The following is a 19,477-nucleotide window of genomic DNA, read 5'->3' on the forward strand; positions in this document are numbered from 1 at the left end:
TTAAAAAATATTAATAGGATATTCCTCTCAAAATTAATAAATAAATCCAATTTCTATTATACTATTATTTTTATATATTTAATATTTAAACTTTTTCAAAATTCAATTAAAATTAACGTATATTATGTGACTCGTTAAAATGTACTACTAATCTAGGAAAGAGGATTACACATGACTGATTTAGGAAGATACTCAAGGCAGATTCTTTTTTCAGGAATAGGGGAAGAGGGACAGTCGAAATTGCTGCAAAGCAAAGTAGCCATTGTCGGTGTGGGAGCATTGGGAACGGTATGTGCCAATCATTTGGTCCGATCTGGTGTGGGATACATTAGGTTAATTGATAGAGATGTTGTTGATCTTTCCAATCTGCAGCGTCAATCACTTTTTAATGAGGAAGATGTAAAACTAAATCTTCCCAAGGCAGTTGCGGCACAACAGAGACTGAGCTCTATCAACTCTACGGTTACAGTTGATGCAGCTATCACAGATTTAAATCTTGATAACGCAGAGGAACTATTAACGGGGGTTGATGTTATCGTTGATGGTACTGATAATTTTATGACCCGCTACTTAATCAATGATGTTGCGATTAAGTATGGGGTTCCTTGGGTCCATGGGGCTGCAGTCAGTTCTAGAGGAATGTTTGCCGTCATTAAACCTGGCATAACCCCATGTTATCGCTGCCTATTTCCACATGTACCGGCTGGCAGGGGGGAAACATGTGACACGATTGGTGTTCTGTCACCAATAACGGATATTATCGGTTCCTTCCAAGCAATGGAAGCAATAAAACTAATAATAGGAGCCGCTACAAGTTCTAACCTAGAGCAAATTGATGTATGGGATACTTCCTTTTTTTCAATGGATACAAGTGAGGGAAAAAACCCACAATGTCCTGCATGTGTAAACGGTCAGTTTGACTTTCTTGATCGTTCGTCTGTCGTTCAAGAAAGTTATAGTTCACTGTGTGGAAGAGATACCGTGCAAATATATTTTAGAGAAAAGCGTGAGCGAGACCTAAAAAAACTTAGTGATCACCTAAAGAAAAATGGAAAAGTAACCGGAAACCAATTTTTACTCCGTTTTTCTCCTGATCAAGAAACTTCAATCGTCGTATTCAAGGATGGTCGAGTCCTGGTCCATGGTACGAATGATATCGTAAAAGCAAAATCCCTTTACTCAAAATATATAGGAAACTAAAAATCAGAAAAAAGGTGTGTTTTTCTCTTATATGAAAAAACACACCTTTTCTAATTATGAAATCATCTTTTCGATTACCAATCTTTTTCCCGTATTTAAGGTGAATTCAAAGCGGTCATTTACCTTTTCGAAATAACAAAAATGGTGCTGAACATTACAAATTTGTTCCTGGTTATCGAAGACAATAAAGTTTACCCCATCTCTTTGATTATCATCGGATAAGAATGATAGGTGATTATAACAATAGATACAATCGTATATAGAAAAATCTAAAGAATTTAATGTCGTGACAAATTGAAAAAAGGCGTCATCATTCATTCCCTCTAAAAGTCTTTCTAATGAGTAAATTAAATGCTTTCTTATTCTAACCTTATCATGGTCACGAAGCATAATAATCTCATTCCCGCTTCGTACCTTTCCAGATTCGATTAAGATTCCTTTCCTCCAGCGATTCCCGCGAAATATTTCAATCTCTTGCTGTAGGAAGTCATCCAGCATCGCCGCTTCTTCAGTTTCTTCATCAAAAAAGATCCATTGATCACTAATTTGTTCAACTGCTCCTTCGTTATAGGCCCTCAGTTGAAAATCTAATAGTTTAATTCTTTGTTGTCGATTCATGTTTAACCTCCGTGCCTAATGCTTTCTTTTTCTTTGTAGACATCTTTGTGAGATTTTATAACTTGTTTATCTTTAATTTGGACAATTTACCAAATAATTTGGGCTGAATAGAATAAAAGCATGTAATGATATCCAGTCTCAGTTACTGGAGAGAGGAGAGTTTTATGTGCGGAGTTTCAGGGTGGGTTGATTTTACTAAAGACTTAAGAATTGAAAAAGACACGATTGAAAAAATGACAAAAACGCTTGCCAAAAGAGGACCAGATGAAACCAACCTCTGGGTTCAAACACATGCCGGGTTTGGTCATAAGCGCCTGATTGTTGTGGATCCTGAAGGCGGAAGACAGCCAATGACAAAACAAAAGGAAGGTAAAGAGTACACCATTTGTTACAACGGTGAACTATATAATACCGAAGATATCCGCAAAATTCTCCTTACTAAAGGATATTCTTTCAAAGGTCATTCTGATACAGAAGTTCTGTTAACTGCCTATATAGAATGGGCGGAAGAGTGCGTAAATTATCTCAACGGTATCTATGCCTTTGCAATCTGGGATCAGCAGAGAGAACAATTGTTTATTGGCCGCGATCGATTGGGAGTTAAACCATTGTTTTATACAGAATTAAATAACGGGATAGTATTTGCTTCGGAAATCAAGGCTATCCTTGCGAACCCAGGAATGAAGACTGAACTGGAATACGAAGGGCTAGCAGAAATTTTCGGTTTAGGACCTTCAAGGACTCCTGGATCTGGAATCTTTAAAGGCATTAAGGAGCTGCGGCCGGCACACGCGATGATTTTTTCAAAAAACGGCATAAAAATTTGGCGCTACTGGAATGTTAAGAGCGATGTGCATAAGGATAATGTCGAAGAAACAGCTGAAAAAGTACGCTATTTGGTAACAGACGCTGTAACAAGACAGCTTGTATCAGATGTGCCGCTTTCCACCTTCTTATCAGGCGGGCTTGATTCAAGTATTATTACAGCGATTGCTGCTCAAGGATTTAAAGAACAAGGAAAAGGCCAGCTTCATACGTATTCGATTGATTATGAAGGTAACGACCAATTTTTCAAAGCAAATGAATTTCAGCCAAATGCGGATGAAAAATGGATTAACATTGTAACCAATGAGTTTAATACAAAGCACCATTTCAAAACAATTTCTCAGCAGCAATTAGTGAAAGACTTAACAGAAGCGGTTCATGTTCGCGACTGTCCTGGTATGGCTGACATTGATTCATCCTTACTTTGGTTTTGTAAGGAAATAAAACGGGACTTTGTTGTTAGTCTTTCTGGAGAATGTGCGGATGAGATTTTTGGAGGCTATCCATGGTTTCATCGCAAGGCAGATTTAGAGAGACCTAGTTTCCCTTGGATGCGTTCAGTTAATGAAAGAAATAATTTGTTAAGAGCTGATTGGCAGCAAAGATTGAATTTAAAGGATTATGTGATAGAAAAATACAATCAAGCGATCCAGGAAACGCCTAGATTGGATGGAGAGAGCCCAGAAGAAGCAAAAAGGAGAGAGCTTTTCTATATTAATATGACACATTTTATGACAACGCTCCTTGACAGAAAAGATCGAATGAGCATGGGAGCCAGTCTTGAGGTCAGAGTCCCATTTGCAGACCACCGTCTTGTAGAATACGTCTGGAATATCCCATGGGATATAAAAATGGTCCATGGCAGAGAAAAGGGGATTTTAAGAAAAGCGTTTGAAGGAATTCTTCCAGAGGAAGTACTTTATCGTAAGAAAAGCCCTTATCCCAAAACCCATAATCCAGAATATACTTTAGCGGTTCAGCAGCAATTGAGGGATATATTAGCAGATAAGTCTACGGTACTTTACGAACTATTCAATCGTGATTTACTCAATCAACTGGTTGAATCTGGTGGTAATTCGTTCAAAGAGCCATGGTTTGGTCAGTTGATGTCAGGTCCGCAACTATTAGCATACTTTATTCAACTTGATATTTGGTTTAGAGATTACAATATTAATATAGTAAATGGATAGACGTTAATAGTTGGATTCACACCTTTATTAGATTAAAATGAGTGTATGGAAGGGGATTGAAGATGAAAAAAACCTTAATTACACTTATTTTAATCTTTTTTTTAGTTATAACATCATTGCCGGCACATGCAGAAACGGAGAAAGAAGACCGAAGCTGGCAGGATGAAACCATTTATTCTATCATGGTTGATCGTTTCTTTAATGCGAATACAACCAATGATAAGGAAGTTAATACACTAGATCCGTTATCCTACAATGGCGGTGATTTTCAGGGAGTTATCGATAAGTTGGATTATCTGAAAGAAATGGGCTTTACAGCCATCCGATTAACATCGATATTTGATAACACTGCTGGAGGATACCATGGTTATTGGGTGAATGACTTTTATAAGCCTGACGAACATTTTGGATCAATGAAAACGTTTAATAAACTAGTACAAGAAGCACATAAACGAGATATGAAGGTGGTTATGGATTTTGTAACCAATAATGTCTCTGCAGAACACCCATGGGTAATAGACTCATCTAAGCAAGATTGGTTCCATGAGAAGCAGGAAATTAATAACACAGAAGATCGGGATGAACTAGAAAATGGCTGGGTGAACGGTTTGCCTGACCTTAATCAGGACAACCCTGACGTAAAGGATTACTTATTGGACGCTGCTAAGTGGTGGATCAACAAAACCGATATTGACGGTTATAGCCTTCCGGAAGTAAATCACGTACCTGTGTCCTTTTGGAGTGATTTTTCAAAAGAAGTAAAAAGCGAAAAGGAAAACTTTTTTCTGTTAGGGATAACCTCTCCTAACAGTGCAGTAGACTTCGAAAAATATGAAAATGCTGGAATTGACAGCCTTACTGATTATCAACATAGCGAAGAGTTAAGAAATGTCTTCGCTGCTACTAATCAAACCTTTAGCCCTTTAAATGAAAGTAAGGTTCAAAAACCAGAATTGCAGCCGCAATTTTTTGATAACGAGAATACACATAGGTTTACACAAGATATTGTTACAAATAAACATTTTCCAGGGGCACGCTGGAAAACCGCATTAACTTATATTTATTCAACTCCCGGTATTCCCGTTGTTTTTTATGGAAGTGAAATTGCATTAAATGGGGGAGAAATTCCAGATAATCGTCAGCCAATGAATTTTCGGACTGAAAAGGAACTCATTGACTATATAACCAAGCTTGGTGAGTTGAGGAATCAACTTCCTTCGTTAACCCGAGGAAGTATGGAAATGCTTTACGAAAAAGATGGAATGGCAGTTTACAAACGTGTTTACCAAAATGAAACAGCGATTATCGCCATTAATAATACAAGTGAATCTCAAAACATTACCTTAAACAATGGGCAAATTGAAGGTGATAAGGAATTACGAGGATTGCTTAACGGAGATCTGGTTCGGAGCAATGGTGATCAATATGACCTTATCATCGACCGTGATGAGTCAGAAATATATGTGTTAACAGAAAAAAGCGGTATCAATCTGCCTTTAGTCGGCTCCTTAGTCGTAGTGTACATCTTGTTCATGATTTTCATCTTAAAGATTAGGAAAAGAAGAAGGTAAAAAGTCAGTGCGATACTCCAAACGAGTATCGCACTTTCCTTTATGGTCTATCCATTTACGATTTCTCCGCCGTTGACATGGAGGATTTGCCCGCTTACATAAGAAGAATCATTAGAAGCGAGGTATACGTAGCTTGGGCCAAGTTCAAATGGTTGGCCCGCTCTGCCCAGTGGTGTATTTGAACCAAAGCTTGCGACTTGGTCTTCATTAAACGTAGAGGGAATCAGCGGCGTCCAAATGGGACCCGGTGCGACGCCATTTACCCTTATCCCTTGTGGGGCAAGCGATTTTGCCAGAGAACGTGTAAAGGTCACGATGGCACCTTTTGTAGCAGAGTAATCTAATAATTGCTCATTGCCGGCATACGCAGTGACAGATGCTGTATTGATAATAGTACCACCTTGTTTCAGGTGTGGCAGAACCATTTTAGACATATAAAAATAGGAGAAAATATTGGTCCGAAACGTTTTTTCAAGCTGCTCTGAGGTAATATCTAACAGACTTTTCTGCGGGTGCTGCTCTGCGGCATTGTTGACTAAGATATCAATTTTCCCAAAATGATCCATCGTTTTACGAACGGTTTCCTTACAAAATTCCTCATTGCCTGCGTCACCGGAAAAAAGCAGACATCTGCGTCCTTCTGCTTCAACGAGTCCTTTTGTTTCTTCTGCATCCTGATGCTCATCCAAGTAGACAATCGCGACATCCGCACCTTCTTTAGCAAAATAAATCGCAACGGATTTACCAATGCCGCTATCCCCTCCGGTGATAATGGCTGTTTTACCGGTTAATTTACCAGCACTTTTATAGTTTTGGTCAACAGAAACAGGACGAGGGTTCATCTCACTTTCAATTCCAGGCTGGCGATTTTGGTGCTGTGGTGGATAAGCATTTTTTTGTTGTTTTTGGTTATTGGACATTCATTTTACCTCCAAGTTTATTTACCATGTTAGTTTGAGGAAAATGAACGAAAATATTAGAAAATAAAAAAGGCGAAAAGAAATTTTTCCTTTCACCTTGTAAATGAATTTTATCGATAGTTAATAAATTGAACATCGACGGTAAGGTCTGCTTCACGTACCAGCGCGATAATCTTTTGTAAATCATCACGGTTTTTACCGCTGACCCTGACTTGATCGTCTTGAATCTGGCTTTTAACCTTTAGACCGCTATTTTTAATAATCGTGTTAATTTTCTTAGCATTTTCTTTATCGATTCCTTGAACCAGCTTTGCTCTTTGGCGAACAGTTCCGCCAGAGGCTTTTTCCATTTTTCCATAATCGAGATTCTTAACAGGAACACCTCTTTTGATTAACCTGCCAAGCAGGACGTCTTTTAGTTGGTCCATTTTAAATTCATCATCTGAAACTAGAACGAGTTCTTCTTTATCCAGAGTAACCTCACTTTTGCTGCCCTTAAAATCATAACGGGTTTTAATTTCCTTCATCGTTGCTGTAATTGCATTTGTGACTTCAGTAAATTCCACTTTGGATACAATATCAAATGATTCATCTTTGGCCATAGTAATAATACCTCCAGTATATTTTTAATAAAGGTATTTAGTATTCATCGCACTGCTAAAGTTTCCCTTTATGGGTACATTATAGTAAAATATAGCAGTTCAAACAACCCTATGGAAAACGATAGGAAAGAAAAGGTGAGTTAACATGTCTCTACAAGAACTTATTGGTCAAACCGTTACTTTATCGGTAGCACGAAAAGCAGAATTCGGCTATTTTTTAACTGATGGAAATGAAGATGTTTTGTTGCATATAAATGAGGCGGACCGTGAATATGATGAAGATGAAACCGTCGAGGTATTTCTTTATGTTGATTCTGAAGGCAGAACGTCTGCGTCCACCACTATACCTGAAATAGCTATTGGGAAATATGCTTGGCTTAAAGTTGTCGATACCAACCCAAATATCGGTGTATTTTTAGATATTGGGTTAAAAAAGGATTTATTATTAGGAATTGATGATCTTCCAGTTCATAAGTCAGTTTGGCCAAAGCCAGGCGATCTGGTCTATGCAACTCTAAGAGTAAATAACAATTACCTGCTTTATGCAAGGCTTGCAACTGACCCTGTCATCGAATCGATTTCAACAAATGCCACTAGAAAAGATTTTAACAAAAACATACAAGGGCATATCTATCGTACAGCTAAGGTAGGAAGCTGGGTCTACACAATTGAAGGCTATAAAGGGTTTATTCATGAATCACAAAGACAAGAAGAGCCAAGATTAGGGCAAAAGGTGGAAGGCCGAATCATAGATGTTAAGGAAGATGGGACAGTAAATGTTTCCCTGCTCTCAAGAAAACAGGAATCTCAGGACCTTGACGCTGAACGGATTTTTGAGTATTTAATGAGTCGGAACGGTGCGATGCCATTTAATGATAAAAGTATGCCTGAGGATATCCAAGAGCGATTCCAGTTAAGTAAGGGTGCATTTAAGCGAGCACTTGGGAAGCTGATGAAAGACGGCAGAGTCTATCAGGAAGGAAGCTGGACATATCTAAAGAAAGATTAACTTTTTTCTACATACTCTTTTTTAAATTGACAACACTAATGTTGAAAGCATTTTGAAAGGGGTATGATTATGCCGCATACATCAGATAATGATAAAAAGGCTCAAGATAATAATGCACTTAGACACGAAAAAAATATGATGCGTGAGAAGAATCGCCAAGCAGGTAAAAATCAATATTCAAAGAAAACAGACCACAAATAAAAAAAAGCGGGGCTTCCCGCTTTTTTATTTTGGCAATTTATTTAAAAAGAAAATTGCAATGGTTCCTGGCCCGGTATGCGCGCCGACTGTTGATCCAATCGAAGTAATAAAGACTTCTTTTGGATGTAATTCTTCCTCAATCATTGCTTTTACTTCTAATACAGTATCTTCGGTATCCGCATGACTAATCCCCACTACTTGGTCACCAAAGCTTTCACCGCGTTCTTTCATCAGTTCAATTATACGTCTATAAACCTTCTTTTTTCCTCGTATCTTTTCAATTGGAACCAGTTTTCCGTCCTCGACATTCAAAATAGGCTTTATGTTTAGTAAGCCGCCCAAAAAGGCTGAGGCTTTGGATACACGACCGCCTTTAGCTAAATAATCTAAGTCCTCTACGGTAAATAGATGCTCCATGTGTTGACATCTGAATAATACATCTTTTAGTATTTCTTCCTTTGAGACGTTTTTTGCAGCAAGCCTTGCCGCTTCTTTAACGACTAGTCCAAATCCAAGTGAGGCACACTTAGTATCAACTACGATTAAATTAAAGTTTGGATATTTTTCCTTCACTTGGTCAAGAATCATAACAGATGTCTGATATGTACCAGATAATTCGGAAGAGAACGCAATATATATTCCATCTTCATTATTTTCAGCCATTTTTGTAAAGACTTCCTCAAATAATAAAGGAGATACTTGAGACGTTTTTGGAACATCGCCGCCACGTATGGCGTCATAGACAGTTTTTGGATCAATTGTTTTAACATCCTCATATTCCTGTCCGTTAACCTGAACCTTTAATGGAAATAATGTAACGTTATGTTCAGAATAAAAATCTTTTGGTAAATCGCATGCGCTGTCAGCTAGTATTTTTACCGGCATGAAGCTCACCTGCTTTCAAGCTAATATAGTTAACTTCAGTTTATCGGTTTCACATCAAAAATACAATTATCGGTTTAGAGATAAGTACCTTAAAAATTGAAGGAGATGGTGCTTTTGTTATGGCAGCAAACAAAAAAAACAATCATTGTTATAGTGGGTGCATTCCTAAATGCCCTGGCAATTAATTTATTTTTAATTCCAGCAAATGTATACTCAAGCGGTTTTACTGGAGTAGCACAACTATTATCAAAAGTATTAAGTGACCAAACGCCATTAAATATATCAATGGGATTCTTATTGCTATTGCTTAATATTCCCGTAGCAATCCTAGGATGGTTGAAGGTAGGAAAGTCATTCACCATTTATAGTTTTTTAAGTGTGGCTTTATCATCACTTTTTTTAGAATTAATTCCCATTACAGAAGTATCAAAAGATATTCTTCTTAATGCGGTATTTGGGGGCGTAATTTTAGCCGTGGGGGTCGGTTTAACCTTAAAATGGGGGGCTTCAACAGGCGGCTTAGATATTATTGCGATGGTTTTATCAAGGATGAAGGATAAACCGATTGGCAGCTATATGTTTATTATGAATGCAGTTATCATCATTACCGCGGGCTTTTTATATGGCTGGGAAAAAGCCCTTTATACCATAGTTTCTTTATATGCTTCGACCCGAGTAGTGGACGCCATCCATACTAGGCATGCAAAGCTTACTGCGATGATTATTACCAAAAAAGCTGATGAGCTAAAGAAAGCGATTCATTCTCAGTTAGTTAGAGGTATTACGATGATTCCCGCAAAGGGAGCTTTTTCTAATGAAGCAAGGGACATGCTGATGATTGTTATCACCCGTTATGAGCTGTATGATTTGGAACGAATTATCGCTGAGGTTGATCCTAATGCATTCACGAATATTATTCAAACAACAGGGATATATGGATTTTTTAGACGGGAATAGGGAGGGTGTAAATCGTGAGAATTGTTTTAAGTGTGATTTTGTTTCTTTTTCCCTTTAGTTTAAAAGGAGAGGCAAGTTATGGTGAGCAATTTCAGTTTTCAGTTGTTCCTAATGTAGGAAATGAGAGAGTGGAATTTGAACTTCTTATTAAGAATAATGAGGAAGCTCCATTGCATTTTGAGTTTCCTACCTCACAATATTATGAGATTACTGTTACTGACCGAACCGGGCATGAGGTATATAGATATTCAAAAGGACGATTCTTTTTACAGGCACTGCAATACCTAAAAATTGAACCGCAACAAACCTATCGAAAAATAGAAAGCTGGGATTACAAAGTAAATGGAAAAAGAGTTCCTGCCGGGCAATATACGGTTACTGCCACTCTTTTACCGAGAAAACTTAATGACCAACCATTAAATAACAACCAAAGTGTAGTCAGCAAGGTGAATTTTAATGTGCCAGCAGAAAATTCTGGCTTTCGACGACCGGAATCAAAGGAAAATTGAAAAAGTGGTAACCATGAAGGAGCCTAACAGAGCTATTAAAACAGAAAAGCTGGCACGTTTCTGAGACGTGCCAGCTTTCCCATTATTTTAATTGATCAAGCTCATTTTGCATTTCTTGGAGCTGACTTTGTTCTGCGAAGGTTGAATTAGCATATGCCGAACTTAATGCATTCTTTGCCTTCGAAATCACAGAATCGCGATCAGCAGGGTCGGCAGACTTTGCCATCTCAACAAATCTTCTTGCTTCTTGGAACAACTGGTTTCCCATCGTTATATTCCCCCAAGCGAGGATTCACGCACATTGGACATTTTCTGGGCTTCCGCTTCAGCGTAGGTCATGTGGTAAGGAATACGTTCATCATGCTTACTGACAGTATCCACTCCTTGCTGGACAAAGCGTTTTGATTTGTTTCGTTTACCCATTACAATCCCTCCAATTTGGTGAGCTTGGTGTAAGCAGGTTAACTGCCTCACAAAAATAGTATGCTCAAATCAGAGTATTTCATTTAGGTAAACAATGGTGAACCACTATCAATATTTTAAGTTTAACAAATCTGACAAATATACCCCAATCCCGTCTTCCTCATTGGTCAAGGTTACTTCATTGGCAATCGTTTTGACTTTATCAATGGCATTGCCCATCGCAATCCCTCGGCCAGCATATTCAAGCATTTCTAAATCATTATCTTCATCGCCAAAAGCAATAATTCTTTCTGCGGGAATGTTGAAGTATTCAGAAGCCTTTTTTAAACCCACAGCCTTGCTTATACCGGTCTTAATAATTTCAATGACATGCCATGGCGCCGCCCAGCTGCGATGATCAATCACTTCCGCGTGAACGTCAGACAAATGCTTACGTATATGTTTTAATTCATCTTCCTCTGTATGAATTAACAAACTAGTAGGAGAATCCTTTAAGTAATTTCGCAAATCGCCCGTTGTTACATTTGGATTGCCCATGCTAAAAATATCTAACAGCTTTTCATCATGATAGTGGAAATAAACATCATCAATCACTTCGGCAATAATATTGTGAAACTGAAAGGATCGGCACGCTTCTACAATCTCTTTGGCCACTTTTACGTCAAGTGGGTCATGAAAAAATCCCCAGCTGGCATCGAGCGGGTGATGCATGAAGGCACCATTAAAGTTAACAATGGGCGTGTCTAACCCAAGCTCGTGATAATAGGGTTCACTTGAACGATAGGGTCTGCCTGTGGCAATCATGACCACATGTCCTTCTTCTCTCGCTTTACTTAAAACTTTTTTAGTTTTCTCGGAAATCGTTTTATTATCTTTTAATAAAGTTCCATCTAAGTCTAGTGCAATTAAATGTTTTTCTGCCATATTGACTCCTTTTGAATCGTTTTCTAAACAATAAGTCTAAGCTTTAGATAAATAGTTAACGAAATGATACACTACAACTATGGATTTTTTTGTTGGAAAGTCATACCATTATAACTACTATGTTAACAATTTTATACCGTACCTGTAAAAAAATTCACTTCATAAGATTTTGCTTTCAGATATAATTATTTTACCCAGGAGGATTTACCTACGTGATTATCGTTGAAAAAAGTTTGGTTAATAATAATCCCTTCCTACATATAGTAAAGAAAAGTGGACAACAAGAGAAACTTCCGTTTATTATTTTTACTCATGGTTTTACTAGTGCCAAGGAAAATAATCTTCATTATGCTTATTTATTAGCAGAAAAGGGTTTTCGAGTCATCCTGCCAGAGGCGATTTATCATGGTGAAAGGGAACAGGGTTTAACCGAAAGAGATCTATACGGTCATTTTTGGGAAATTGTCATCAAGACAATCCATGAATTAAACATTTATAAGGAATACTATGTAGAAGAAGGATTAGCAGATCCTGAACAAATTGGACTGGCTGGAACCTCTATGGGCGGGATTGTGACCTTGGGTGCTTTGACTAAATATAAATGGGTCAAAGCTGCAGTTAGCTTAATGGGGATGCCAGCATATGAAGATTATCTGCATTGGCAATTAGCACAAATGAAAAATCTTGGTGTTAGCCTTTCTTTTACTGATGAGCAAATTGCAGAGCAATTATCAGTTTTACGTCAATATGATTTGAGTCTGCAGCCAAATAAGCTTGAAAATAGACCATTGTTATTTTGGCATGGAAAAAAAGATCCTATTGTGCCTTTTGAGTTAACATATCGTTTTTATCAATCTGTAAATCAAAACTATAGTAAAAACCCTGGTAATATTCACTTTATTACAGATGAACATGCTGACCATAAGGTAAGCAGAGAAGGATTAAAAGCAACAGTTGAATGGTTTGAGAAACATTTACTACAATAAATAAAAGGAGTGGTATAGATGAATGAAGAGTTAAAAGAAAATATTATGGGTGCATTAGAGCTAGTAATCGACCCTGAGTTAGGTGTAGATATCGTTAATTTAGGTTTAGTCTATGATACAGAAATGGACGATGAAGGAAATGTAACGATTACCATGACATTAACTTCCATGGGCTGCCCGCTTGCTGGAACTATTGTGGATCAGGTGAAGCGAGCATTAGCGGATATCCCTGAAGTAAAAGAGGTCGAGGTTAATATTGTGTTTAACCCGCCATGGAACAAGGATATGATGTCACGTTATGCAAAAATCGCATTAGGAATTCGTTAAGTAAACAAGAAAACAGCAGAGATTCTGCTGTTTTTATTTTGCACTTCACAATGTGGACATATTTTTTTAGACGTAATGTGAGGTAGTTCACTTATCCATAGTGGAATCCCCTATATAATTACAAGTAATAAGGCTGTTTGGTTTTTGAAATGGCCGTTTTAGGAGGCGTTTCATATGGCTTTTGGCCGAGATTTTAATAAAGATCCATTTATCGTTATATGGGAACTCACACGTGCATGTCAATTAGCTTGTTTACATTGTCGTGCAGAAGCTCAAGTAAGAAGAGACCCACGTGAACTAACATTTGAAGAAGGTAAGAACCTAATAGATCAAATATACGAAATGAATAATCCAATGCTGGTGTTTACGGGGGGAGACCCATTAATGAGACAAGATGTTTTTGATATTGCAAAATATGCAGTAGAAAAAGGCGTTAGAGTTTCCATGACCCCAAGTGCGACACCAAATGTCACAAAAGAAGCAATTGAAAAGGCGAAGGATGTTGGTCTTTCCCGATGGGCTTTCAGTATTGATGGACCAACCGCTGCTGTTCACGATCACTTCCGTGGAACTGCTGGTTCCTTTGATCTCACAATGGAGAGAATTAACTATTTGCATGAACTAGAAATTCCCATTCAAATAAATACAGTTATTTCTAGATACAACATTGAATACCTAGATGAAATGGCAAAAATGGTGGAGGATTTAGGATGTGTACTTTGGAGTGTCTTTTTCCTTGTTCCGACAGGAAGAGGACAGGAGTCTGATATGATTTCGCCTGTTGAACATGAGAAGGTATTCAGATGGTTATATGACCTTAGTAAGAGTGTTTCTTTCGATATTAAGACTACCGCTGCCCAACACTATCGCCGTGTTGTTATCCAGCAAAAGATGCGTGAAGCAAAAGATCAGACAGATGAAATAAATTATTTAAGTGCATTAACAGAACAAGGCTTAACAGGTTCAATTGACGGACTTGGTCGAGCACCTAAAGGTGTAAATGATGGAAATGGCTTTGTCTTCATCTCACATATTGGAGATGTGTATCCAAGTGGATTATTACCAGTTAAAACAGGAAATGTCCGTGAAACACCGCTAGCGGAAATTTACCGCGAGTCACCAGTATTCCAATCACTAAGAAATCCGGATCTTTATAAAGGAAAATGCGGGGTGTGTGAATTCCGTCATGTATGTGGCGGCTCAAGATCTAGAGCCTATGCGATGACAGGGGATTATTTGGAAAGTGAACCGTTCTGTGTGTATATTCCAAAAGCAATACGTGAAAAACAAGTGCAATAAAGGCTCTTTTCTTATACAAAAAAACAGTATCAATAAAAATATGGAAGCAATCGAATTCGATTGCTTCCATATCACTATTCAATATTGCAATAGATAGCAGGGCAATTTTCACAGCCAATTTCATCCTTTAAATATTGCAAATCTAGAATGGAGATTTTCCCTTTTTTAATATTGATGATCTTATCTTTTTTTAATTCACTTAGGATACGGTTCGTGCTCTCTCTCGAAGTCCCGCAGAAGTTGGCCAGTTCCTGGTTAGTTAATGGTAAATCGATTAATATTTCATTATCTTTATGAATACCATAGCTATTAGACATGCGGATTAGAGTAGAGAAAAGTGCTCCTCGTTTGCCATTTAGAACAAGATCACGAAATTTTGTTTGTGTTTTACGGAAATGGTCACTCATCCATTTCATAAACTCGAATGCAAGCTTGCTATTTTGGAAAATCTCACTTTCAATCACATCTTTTTTGATGGCAACGATTTCTCCTTCCTCCAATACTTTAGCACTTAATAAATATCTCGGATTGTCGGTAAAGAGTGTTAATTCTCCACAAATATCATTTTCTCCACATATTCTTAAGGAAAGTTCACGTCCATCGGATGTAATTTTACTGATTTGTACTTTACCAGAAACAATAATATAAAGTTCTTCTGCAGCCATTCCTTCTTGAAATAAATAGGTGCCTCTTTCACTTTTAATTTTTCGATCAGCAAATTTAAGCAGTTCTTTTATTTCTAATGAATGAGTTGGTTTCATTTTAGTCACCATGTATTTCACCTCAAAGTCATTTTTAGACTCATCTTCTAGTATCGATAGTCTTATTTTAACTTACGATTTGACCTTCGCGCGGAGTAAACAATGACAATATAGTGAAAACTCATCTAATTACATGAAACACGTTAAAAAAATGTAAAAGAAATGTTATGATAGTGAATAAAGTAACAGTATTTTTTATTAATAGTTGGTACACTTGCATTATATTATTCGCTTTTACAATAATGGAGTTGATATGAATGGAAAAGACCATTATTAAAGATAAATTCGCACGCCCATTACGTGATTTAAGAATCTCAGTAATCGATCGTTGTAACTTTCGCTGTCAATATTGCATGCCTGCAGATCAATTTGGAGATGATTTTGAATTTCTGCCGAAAAGTGCCCTGCTGACATATGAGGAAATTGAAAGAGTAGCAAAAGCTTTTGTAAGTGTTGGTGTAGAGAAAATTCGTCTAACGGGCGGGGAGCCGCTGCTTCGCAGGGACCTTCCCATTTTGGTGAAAAAGCTATCGGAAATTGATGGCTTAAAAGATATCGCTCTAACGACAAACGGAGTACTTCTTCCTAAACTCGCTGATAAATTAAAAGAGGCTGGACTAAAAAGAGTGAACATAAGCCTCGATACATTAAACGATGAGCTGTTTGGGATCATAAATGGACGAGGCGTCGGCACTCAGCCGGTGTTAGATGGGATTGAAGCAGCTAAAAAAGCTGGTCTCAGAGTCAAAATCAATATGGTTGTTAAAAAAGGCCTTAATGATTCAGAAATCATCCCAATGGCAGATTTTTGCTTAAAAAATGGATTAGAACTCCGCTTTATTGAGTATATGGATGTTGGCTCTTCTAATGGCTGGAAAATGGATGATGTGATTACAAAAAAACAGATTTACATTATGCTTAAAGAGCACTATCAATTAGAGTCTCTTGACCCAGCCTATTTTGGCGAAGTTGCAAAATTATATAATTATACGAACACGGACGTTAATGTTGGCTTTATCTCCTCCGTCTCAGAGTCTTTCTGCAGCAGCTGCACGCGCTCGCGACTTTCTGCAAATGGACAAATTTTTACTTGTTTATTTAATGGGAATGGTCATGATATCCGTAACTTTATGAGAAACGGTGCGACAGATGAAGAACTGCGAAACCGAATAACAGACATTTGGAATGGCCGAAATGACAGATATTCAGATGAAAGAACAGAAGAGACAGCAAAGAATCGTAAGAAAATTGAAATGTCCTATATCGGCGGCTAGACCTCTTTTACTATACGAGATGTTTTTTAAATAGAAAAAGAGGCTGTAAAATATACAGCCTCTTTAACTTACCCTTATTAAAAATATCTAGGGAATAAGATATTATTTTCTAAATGCACATGCATAAAAGTTAATCCTTCAAGATCTTCTAGCCGCTTATAAACTAAACGGTAGGTTCCACAAGCGTCTAAAGGCAGAGTGTAATCAGAAGTTACGGCACGAATCTGTCTTAAGATTTCACCTGCATGATCATGTTCTTTTTCTAACTCAACAATCATGTTAATCGCTTCTTCACGATTTTCTGCCGTTCCATCCGCAAGTTGTTTAATTAATGGAAAGACAACAGCTTCCTCTTTAGCCATATGCTCCATTAATTCTTTTTTGAATTCATAAAATAATTCATGAACCTTTAAAAGCTCTGGATGACTGTCGCCGTGTACACGGGAAACCTTGGTAACATAGGGGCTAAGCAGTGATAATTCTTCTTCAGAAGTATGGTGATAATGGTTGATAACATGATCAATAATCGTAGTTGAATCCGATTTAGTCCAAACTTCTAAATCTGTTTCAGCAGAACTATTTTTTTCAAATACTACTCTAAGTTCCTCCATTATTGCTTCTTCATTTATTCCATTTGCGGCAATGGCTTCGGATAATGGAATATTGCCTCCGCAGCAAAAGTCGATTCTGAATTTCTTGAACACATCACTCGTTTTTGGCAGTTCATTTACGATATCTCTAACCAATGTATTTGTAGAAAAAGGGAAAGTAATCATAATTTCCTCCTAATGTTTTGTTCGTTTCTAGCTTAAGAATAAGGCATTCCCCGAAAAAAGTGGGTGACCTGAATCACACAATGGCAATGATTTAATAATTTTTTTGTCTATGTTGTGATGTTTGCTATATTTGTGACGATTCGATAGGTTTATAATGATATATGAATAAACGATTTTATTTAATTTGATATGTTTCCTGCAGGAGTTGATTGAATTGTTAGAGAGAAGAAAACCGATCCCGATTGGGGATGCAGTTAAAAAAATAATGGAATACCAGTTAGATGGAAAAACTGAATATATATCAATCGATGAAAGTTTTGGCCGTTTTTTATCAGAAGACTTAGTTGCTACGAGCGATGTCCCTCATTTTGATCGAGCACCTTATGATGGATTCGCTGTCCGGTCTATAGATACTAAAGAAGCTTCCTTAAATAACACAGTAGAATTTAAAGTAGTCGACCATCTTGGCGCGGGAATGACTTCTTCTAAGATCATTAAAGAATACGAAGCAGTTCGAATTATGACCGGGGCAATGATGCCTGAAGGAACAGACGCAGTAGTCATGTTTGAAGTCGCAAAAGCGTATGAGAAAAATGGGATACCATATATGTCAATAAAGCGAAGCTTTAATCAGGGTGACAATGTCTCCTATCGAGGCGAAGATGCCAAGAAGGGTGAAGTCCTAGTGAAAAAGGGAACCTTGATCAACCCAGGGATTCAAGCGATGCTGGCTACTTTTGGCTATCACCAGGTTCCTGTTGCGAAAAAACCGATCATTGGCTTGTTTGCCACTGGAACAGAATTGCTCGAAGTGGATGAAGAATTAGTACCTGGTAAAATCCGAAATAGTAATTCACATATGATCGCGGCCCAAATCCAAAGAACTGGAGCCATTGTTCAATATTATGGCAAGCTTCCGGATGTTTTTGACACATGTTTTACAGCAGTAAAAACTGCGCTGGATAAAGTCGACCTGCTTATTACAACGGGCGGCGTTTCGGTTGGCGATTTTGATTATTTACCTGCCATATATGAAAAGCTAGGTGCAGAAATTTTATTTAATAAAGTTGCCATGAGGCCTGGTAGTGTCACGACAGTTGCTCAATTTCACGGGAAACTGCTATTTGGTTTATCCGGTAATCCTTCTGCCTGCTATGTTGGTTTTGAGTTGTTTGCACGGCCAATCATTCGCAAAATGCTGTTTTCCACTATGCCGCACCTGCGAAAGGAAAAAGCAGTCCTTGAGGTTGATTTTCCAAAGGCTAACCCATTCACAAGATTTGTCCGCAGTGCCTTTTCGATAAAAGAGGGGAGATTAAGTGCAACACCCAGCGGTTTAGACAAATCCAATATTATTATGAGTCTTTCTGGAGCTAATTCGTTGATGATTCTGCCTGGTGGAACGAGGAGCTTTAAAGCAGGGGATGAGGTTGATATTTTATTGCTTGAAGACCAAGCAGGAAGTGAGTGGCCTTGGTAAAGCCAATAATCTTTCAAATCGTGGGATACCAAAATAGCGGTAAAACCACGATCATATTGAAACTTATAAAAATCTTAAAAAATAAAGGTTTTAAGAGTGTTACCATCAAGCATCATGGGCACGGAGGCCGGCCAGACATTCTTTCTGAAAAGGACTCGGCTAAGCACATAAACGCAGGAGCAGCTGCATCGTTAGTTGAAGGAGAAGGCAGGTTATGCCTGCAAGCGGATGAAACTGCTTTAACTCTTGAAGAACAAATAAAATTGGTGGATTTCTTTTGCCCAGATATTATCTTAATTGAGGGCCATAAAAAGAAATCTTATCCCAAATTAGTGATTATTAGAGATGAAAACGATCTTTCACTTATTTCCGATTTATCTAATATTAAGGCTGTCATTGTCTGGAAGAAAGAATTGATAGTTGGAGTTAGAGGGCGGTTGGAGGTTCCAGTGTTTCCTATTACAGAGGAAAAAGCACTGATGGAGATTTCAAATAATTTGATAAAACTTGTTCATAATATTGATGAAAAAAATTAATAAAATTGTCAAAAATGTTACTTTTATCACTGTGGAAGATACATATTTGCGCTAAAATTCAAATTGGGGTTTATATGTTTGTTCAATAATAGATCAGGGTCGTCTTGCAATGCTCCAGCATATTCATTTTATCCATGGATATCTGGGGCATTTCTATATTTCAAACATAAAAGTGACAAAATTGTTAGAAGGTGTTCCGCCTTC

22 protein-coding genes are annotated in these 19,477 nt (G+C 37.7%); 13 read left to right on the forward strand and 9 right to left on the reverse strand.

Going from position 1 to position 19,477, the window contains the following annotated elements:
• Positions 1–171: 171 nt before the first annotated feature.
• Positions 172–1,200 carry a ThiF family adenylyltransferase gene (locus ACIQAA_RS13330; RefSeq protein WP_402620036.1) on the forward strand — a complete coding sequence of 343 codons (1,029 nt, stop codon included), beginning with the start codon at positions 172–174 and terminating at the stop codon, positions 1,198–1,200.
• Positions 1,201–1,254: 54 nt separating this feature from the next.
• Here the strand turns inward: ACIQAA_RS13330 and ACIQAA_RS13335 are convergent, their stop codons facing one another.
• On the reverse strand, positions 1,255–1,818 hold the full coding sequence (locus ACIQAA_RS13335; protein WP_402620038.1) for a DUF2777 domain-containing protein: 564 nt from the start codon (positions 1,816–1,818) through the stop codon (positions 1,255–1,257).
• A 164-nt stretch (positions 1,819–1,982) separates the two neighbouring features.
• Between ACIQAA_RS13335 and asnB the strand changes: the two genes are divergently transcribed.
• Both asnB and ACIQAA_RS13345 read left to right on the forward strand, forming a co-directional pair.
• Positions 1,983–3,833 (forward strand): asparagine synthase (glutamine-hydrolyzing), encoded by a 1,851-nt coding sequence (asnB, locus tag ACIQAA_RS13340; protein WP_402620041.1) that lies wholly within the window; start codon positions 1,983–1,985, stop codon positions 3,831–3,833.
• 62 nt (positions 3,834–3,895) lie between these two features.
• Complete coding sequence (locus tag ACIQAA_RS13345; protein WP_402620044.1) at positions 3,896–5,404, forward strand: alpha-amylase family glycosyl hydrolase; 1,509 nt, start codon at positions 3,896–3,898, stop codon at positions 5,402–5,404.
• 47 nt (positions 5,405–5,451) lie between these two features.
• Here ACIQAA_RS13345 and ACIQAA_RS13350 read toward each other — a convergent pair whose 3' ends face one another.
• Positions 5,452–6,324 (reverse strand): SDR family oxidoreductase, encoded by an 873-nt coding sequence (locus tag ACIQAA_RS13350; RefSeq protein ID WP_402620046.1) that lies wholly within the window; start codon positions 6,322–6,324, stop codon positions 5,452–5,454.
• 110 nt (positions 6,325–6,434) lie between these two features.
• Positions 6,435–6,926, reverse strand: coding sequence for a YajQ family cyclic di-GMP-binding protein (locus ACIQAA_RS13355; RefSeq protein WP_402620049.1), 492 nt, complete (start codon positions 6,924–6,926; stop codon positions 6,435–6,437).
• Between the two features lie 145 nt (positions 6,927–7,071).
• Here ACIQAA_RS13355 and ACIQAA_RS13360 point away from each other — a divergent pair, with 145 nt between their 5' ends.
• Both ACIQAA_RS13360 and ACIQAA_RS13365 read left to right on the forward strand, forming a co-directional pair.
• Positions 7,072–7,935 carry a CvfB family protein gene (locus ACIQAA_RS13360; protein ID WP_402620051.1) on the forward strand — a complete coding sequence of 288 codons (864 nt, stop codon included), beginning with the start codon at positions 7,072–7,074 and terminating at the stop codon, positions 7,933–7,935.
• Positions 7,936–8,004: 69 nt separating this feature from the next.
• Positions 8,005–8,136, forward strand: coding sequence for a DUF3941 domain-containing protein (locus tag ACIQAA_RS13365; RefSeq protein WP_081810752.1), 132 nt, complete (start codon positions 8,005–8,007; stop codon positions 8,134–8,136).
• A gap of 24 nt (positions 8,137–8,160) precedes the next feature.
• On the opposite strand, the gene ACIQAA_RS13370 is transcribed toward ACIQAA_RS13365, so the two are convergent.
• Positions 8,161–9,021, reverse strand: a complete 861-nt coding sequence (locus tag ACIQAA_RS13370; protein WP_402620054.1) for a DegV family protein — start codon at positions 9,019–9,021, stop codon at positions 8,161–8,163.
• Between the two features lie 105 nt (positions 9,022–9,126).
• Between ACIQAA_RS13370 and ACIQAA_RS13375 the strand changes: the two genes are divergently transcribed.
• Both ACIQAA_RS13375 and ACIQAA_RS13380 read left to right on the forward strand, forming a co-directional pair.
• On the forward strand, positions 9,127–9,978 hold the full coding sequence (locus tag ACIQAA_RS13375; protein WP_402620057.1) for a YitT family protein: 852 nt from the start codon (positions 9,127–9,129) through the stop codon (positions 9,976–9,978).
• Between the two features lie 14 nt (positions 9,979–9,992).
• Positions 9,993–10,487, forward strand: a complete 495-nt coding sequence (locus ACIQAA_RS13380) for a BsuPI-related putative proteinase inhibitor (protein WP_402620060.1) — start codon at positions 9,993–9,995, stop codon at positions 10,485–10,487.
• An 82-nt stretch (positions 10,488–10,569) separates the two neighbouring features.
• Here ACIQAA_RS13380 and ACIQAA_RS13385 read toward each other — a convergent pair whose 3' ends face one another.
• From ACIQAA_RS13385 to ACIQAA_RS13395, 3 genes are all read right to left on the reverse strand, one after another.
• Positions 10,570–10,755 (reverse strand): DUF3813 domain-containing protein, encoded by a 186-nt coding sequence (locus ACIQAA_RS13385; protein ID WP_374933217.1) that lies wholly within the window; start codon positions 10,753–10,755, stop codon positions 10,570–10,572.
• Positions 10,756–10,757: 2 nt separating this feature from the next.
• Positions 10,758–10,910 (reverse strand): hypothetical protein, encoded by a 153-nt coding sequence (locus ACIQAA_RS13390; RefSeq protein ID WP_179597737.1) that lies wholly within the window; start codon positions 10,908–10,910, stop codon positions 10,758–10,760.
• Between the two features lie 108 nt (positions 10,911–11,018).
• Complete coding sequence (locus tag ACIQAA_RS13395) at positions 11,019–11,834, reverse strand: Cof-type HAD-IIB family hydrolase (RefSeq protein ID WP_402620065.1); 816 nt, start codon at positions 11,832–11,834, stop codon at positions 11,019–11,021.
• A 212-nt stretch (positions 11,835–12,046) separates the two neighbouring features.
• On the opposite strand from ACIQAA_RS13395, the gene ACIQAA_RS13400 reads away from it, so the two are divergent.
• The 3 genes from ACIQAA_RS13400 to ACIQAA_RS13410 all read left to right on the forward strand — a co-directional run bounded on the left by ACIQAA_RS13400 (position 12,047) and on the right by ACIQAA_RS13410 (position 14,446).
• A complete protein-coding gene (locus ACIQAA_RS13400; protein WP_402620068.1) occupies positions 12,047–12,820 on the forward strand; it encodes a prolyl oligopeptidase family serine peptidase in 774 nt (257 codons plus the stop codon).
• Positions 12,821–12,838: 18 nt separating this feature from the next.
• Positions 12,839–13,147 (forward strand): metal-sulfur cluster assembly factor, encoded by a 309-nt coding sequence (locus ACIQAA_RS13405; RefSeq protein ID WP_283864205.1) that lies wholly within the window; start codon positions 12,839–12,841, stop codon positions 13,145–13,147.
• A 174-nt stretch (positions 13,148–13,321) separates the two neighbouring features.
• Entirely contained in the window at positions 13,322–14,446 is a 1,125-nt protein-coding gene (locus ACIQAA_RS13410; protein WP_402620071.1) for a TIGR04053 family radical SAM/SPASM domain-containing protein, read from the forward strand.
• Between the two features lie 74 nt (positions 14,447–14,520).
• Here ACIQAA_RS13410 and ACIQAA_RS13415 read toward each other — a convergent pair whose 3' ends face one another.
• Positions 14,521–15,219, reverse strand: a complete 699-nt coding sequence (locus ACIQAA_RS13415) for a Crp/Fnr family transcriptional regulator (RefSeq protein WP_402620074.1) — start codon at positions 15,217–15,219, stop codon at positions 14,521–14,523.
• A 245-nt stretch (positions 15,220–15,464) separates the two neighbouring features.
• On the opposite strand from ACIQAA_RS13415, the gene moaA reads away from it, so the two are divergent.
• Positions 15,465–16,481 (forward strand): GTP 3',8-cyclase MoaA, encoded by a 1,017-nt coding sequence (gene moaA / locus ACIQAA_RS13420; RefSeq protein WP_402620077.1) that lies wholly within the window; start codon positions 15,465–15,467, stop codon positions 16,479–16,481.
• Between the two features lie 77 nt (positions 16,482–16,558).
• On the opposite strand, the gene ric is transcribed toward moaA, so the two are convergent.
• Entirely contained in the window at positions 16,559–17,257 is a 699-nt protein-coding gene (gene ric / locus ACIQAA_RS13425) for an iron-sulfur cluster repair di-iron protein (RefSeq protein WP_402620080.1), read from the reverse strand.
• A gap of 214 nt (positions 17,258–17,471) precedes the next feature.
• Here ric and ACIQAA_RS13430 point away from each other — a divergent pair, with 214 nt between their 5' ends.
• Entirely contained in the window at positions 17,472–18,737 is a 1,266-nt protein-coding gene (locus ACIQAA_RS13430; protein WP_402620083.1) for a molybdopterin molybdotransferase MoeA, read from the forward strand.
• On the forward strand, positions 18,725–19,273 hold the full coding sequence (gene mobB, locus ACIQAA_RS13435) for a molybdopterin-guanine dinucleotide biosynthesis protein B (protein ID WP_402620086.1): 549 nt from the start codon (positions 18,725–18,727) through the stop codon (positions 19,271–19,273). The genes ACIQAA_RS13430 and mobB overlap by 13 nt, the downstream gene beginning before the upstream one ends.
• Positions 19,274–19,477 lie beyond the last annotated feature (204 nt).

The sequence above is a fragment of the Neobacillus sp. NPDC093182 genome, assembly GCF_044754045.1.

What these genes read in the sequence shown, in the direction of transcription:
- ACIQAA_RS13330 (WP_402620036.1), top strand. Translation starts at nt 172, where the DNA reads ATGACTGATTTAGGAAGATACTCAAGGCAGATTCTTTTTTCAGGAATA.
- ACIQAA_RS13335 (WP_402620038.1), bottom strand. Translation starts at nt 1,818, where the DNA reads ATGAATCGACAACAAAGAATTAAACTATTAGATTTTCAACTGAGGGCC.
- asnB (WP_402620041.1), top strand. Translation starts at nt 1,983, where the DNA reads ATGTGCGGAGTTTCAGGGTGGGTTGATTTTACTAAAGACTTAAGAATT.
- ACIQAA_RS13345 (WP_402620044.1), top strand. Translation starts at nt 3,896, where the DNA reads ATGAAAAAAACCTTAATTACACTTATTTTAATCTTTTTTTTAGTTATA.
- ACIQAA_RS13350 (WP_402620046.1), bottom strand. Translation starts at nt 6,324, where the DNA reads ATGTCCAATAACCAAAAACAACAAAAAAATGCTTATCCACCACAGCAC.
- ACIQAA_RS13355 (WP_402620049.1), bottom strand. Translation starts at nt 6,926, where the DNA reads ATGGCCAAAGATGAATCATTTGATATTGTATCCAAAGTGGAATTTACT.
- ACIQAA_RS13360 (WP_402620051.1), top strand. Translation starts at nt 7,072, where the DNA reads ATGTCTCTACAAGAACTTATTGGTCAAACCGTTACTTTATCGGTAGCA.
- ACIQAA_RS13365 (WP_081810752.1), top strand. Translation starts at nt 8,005, where the DNA reads ATGCCGCATACATCAGATAATGATAAAAAGGCTCAAGATAATAATGCA.
- ACIQAA_RS13370 (WP_402620054.1), bottom strand. Translation starts at nt 9,021, where the DNA reads ATGCCGGTAAAAATACTAGCTGACAGCGCATGCGATTTACCAAAAGAT.
- ACIQAA_RS13375 (WP_402620057.1), top strand. Translation starts at nt 9,127, where the DNA reads ATGGTGCTTTTGTTATGGCAGCAAACAAAAAAAACAATCATTGTTATA.
- ACIQAA_RS13385 (WP_374933217.1), bottom strand. Translation starts at nt 10,755, where the DNA reads ATGGGAAACCAGTTGTTCCAAGAAGCAAGAAGATTTGTTGAGATGGCA.
- ACIQAA_RS13390 (WP_179597737.1), bottom strand. Translation starts at nt 10,910, where the DNA reads ATGGGTAAACGAAACAAATCAAAACGCTTTGTCCAGCAAGGAGTGGAT.
- ACIQAA_RS13395 (WP_402620065.1), bottom strand. Translation starts at nt 11,834, where the DNA reads ATGGCAGAAAAACATTTAATTGCACTAGACTTAGATGGAACTTTATTA.
- ACIQAA_RS13405 (WP_283864205.1), top strand. Translation starts at nt 12,839, where the DNA reads ATGAATGAAGAGTTAAAAGAAAATATTATGGGTGCATTAGAGCTAGTA.
- ACIQAA_RS13410 (WP_402620071.1), top strand. Translation starts at nt 13,322, where the DNA reads ATGGCTTTTGGCCGAGATTTTAATAAAGATCCATTTATCGTTATATGG.
- ACIQAA_RS13415 (WP_402620074.1), bottom strand. Translation starts at nt 15,219, where the DNA reads ATGGTGACTAAAATGAAACCAACTCATTCATTAGAAATAAAAGAACTG.
- moaA (WP_402620077.1), top strand. Translation starts at nt 15,465, where the DNA reads ATGGAAAAGACCATTATTAAAGATAAATTCGCACGCCCATTACGTGAT.
- ric (WP_402620080.1), bottom strand. Translation starts at nt 17,257, where the DNA reads ATGATTACTTTCCCTTTTTCTACAAATACATTGGTTAGAGATATCGTA.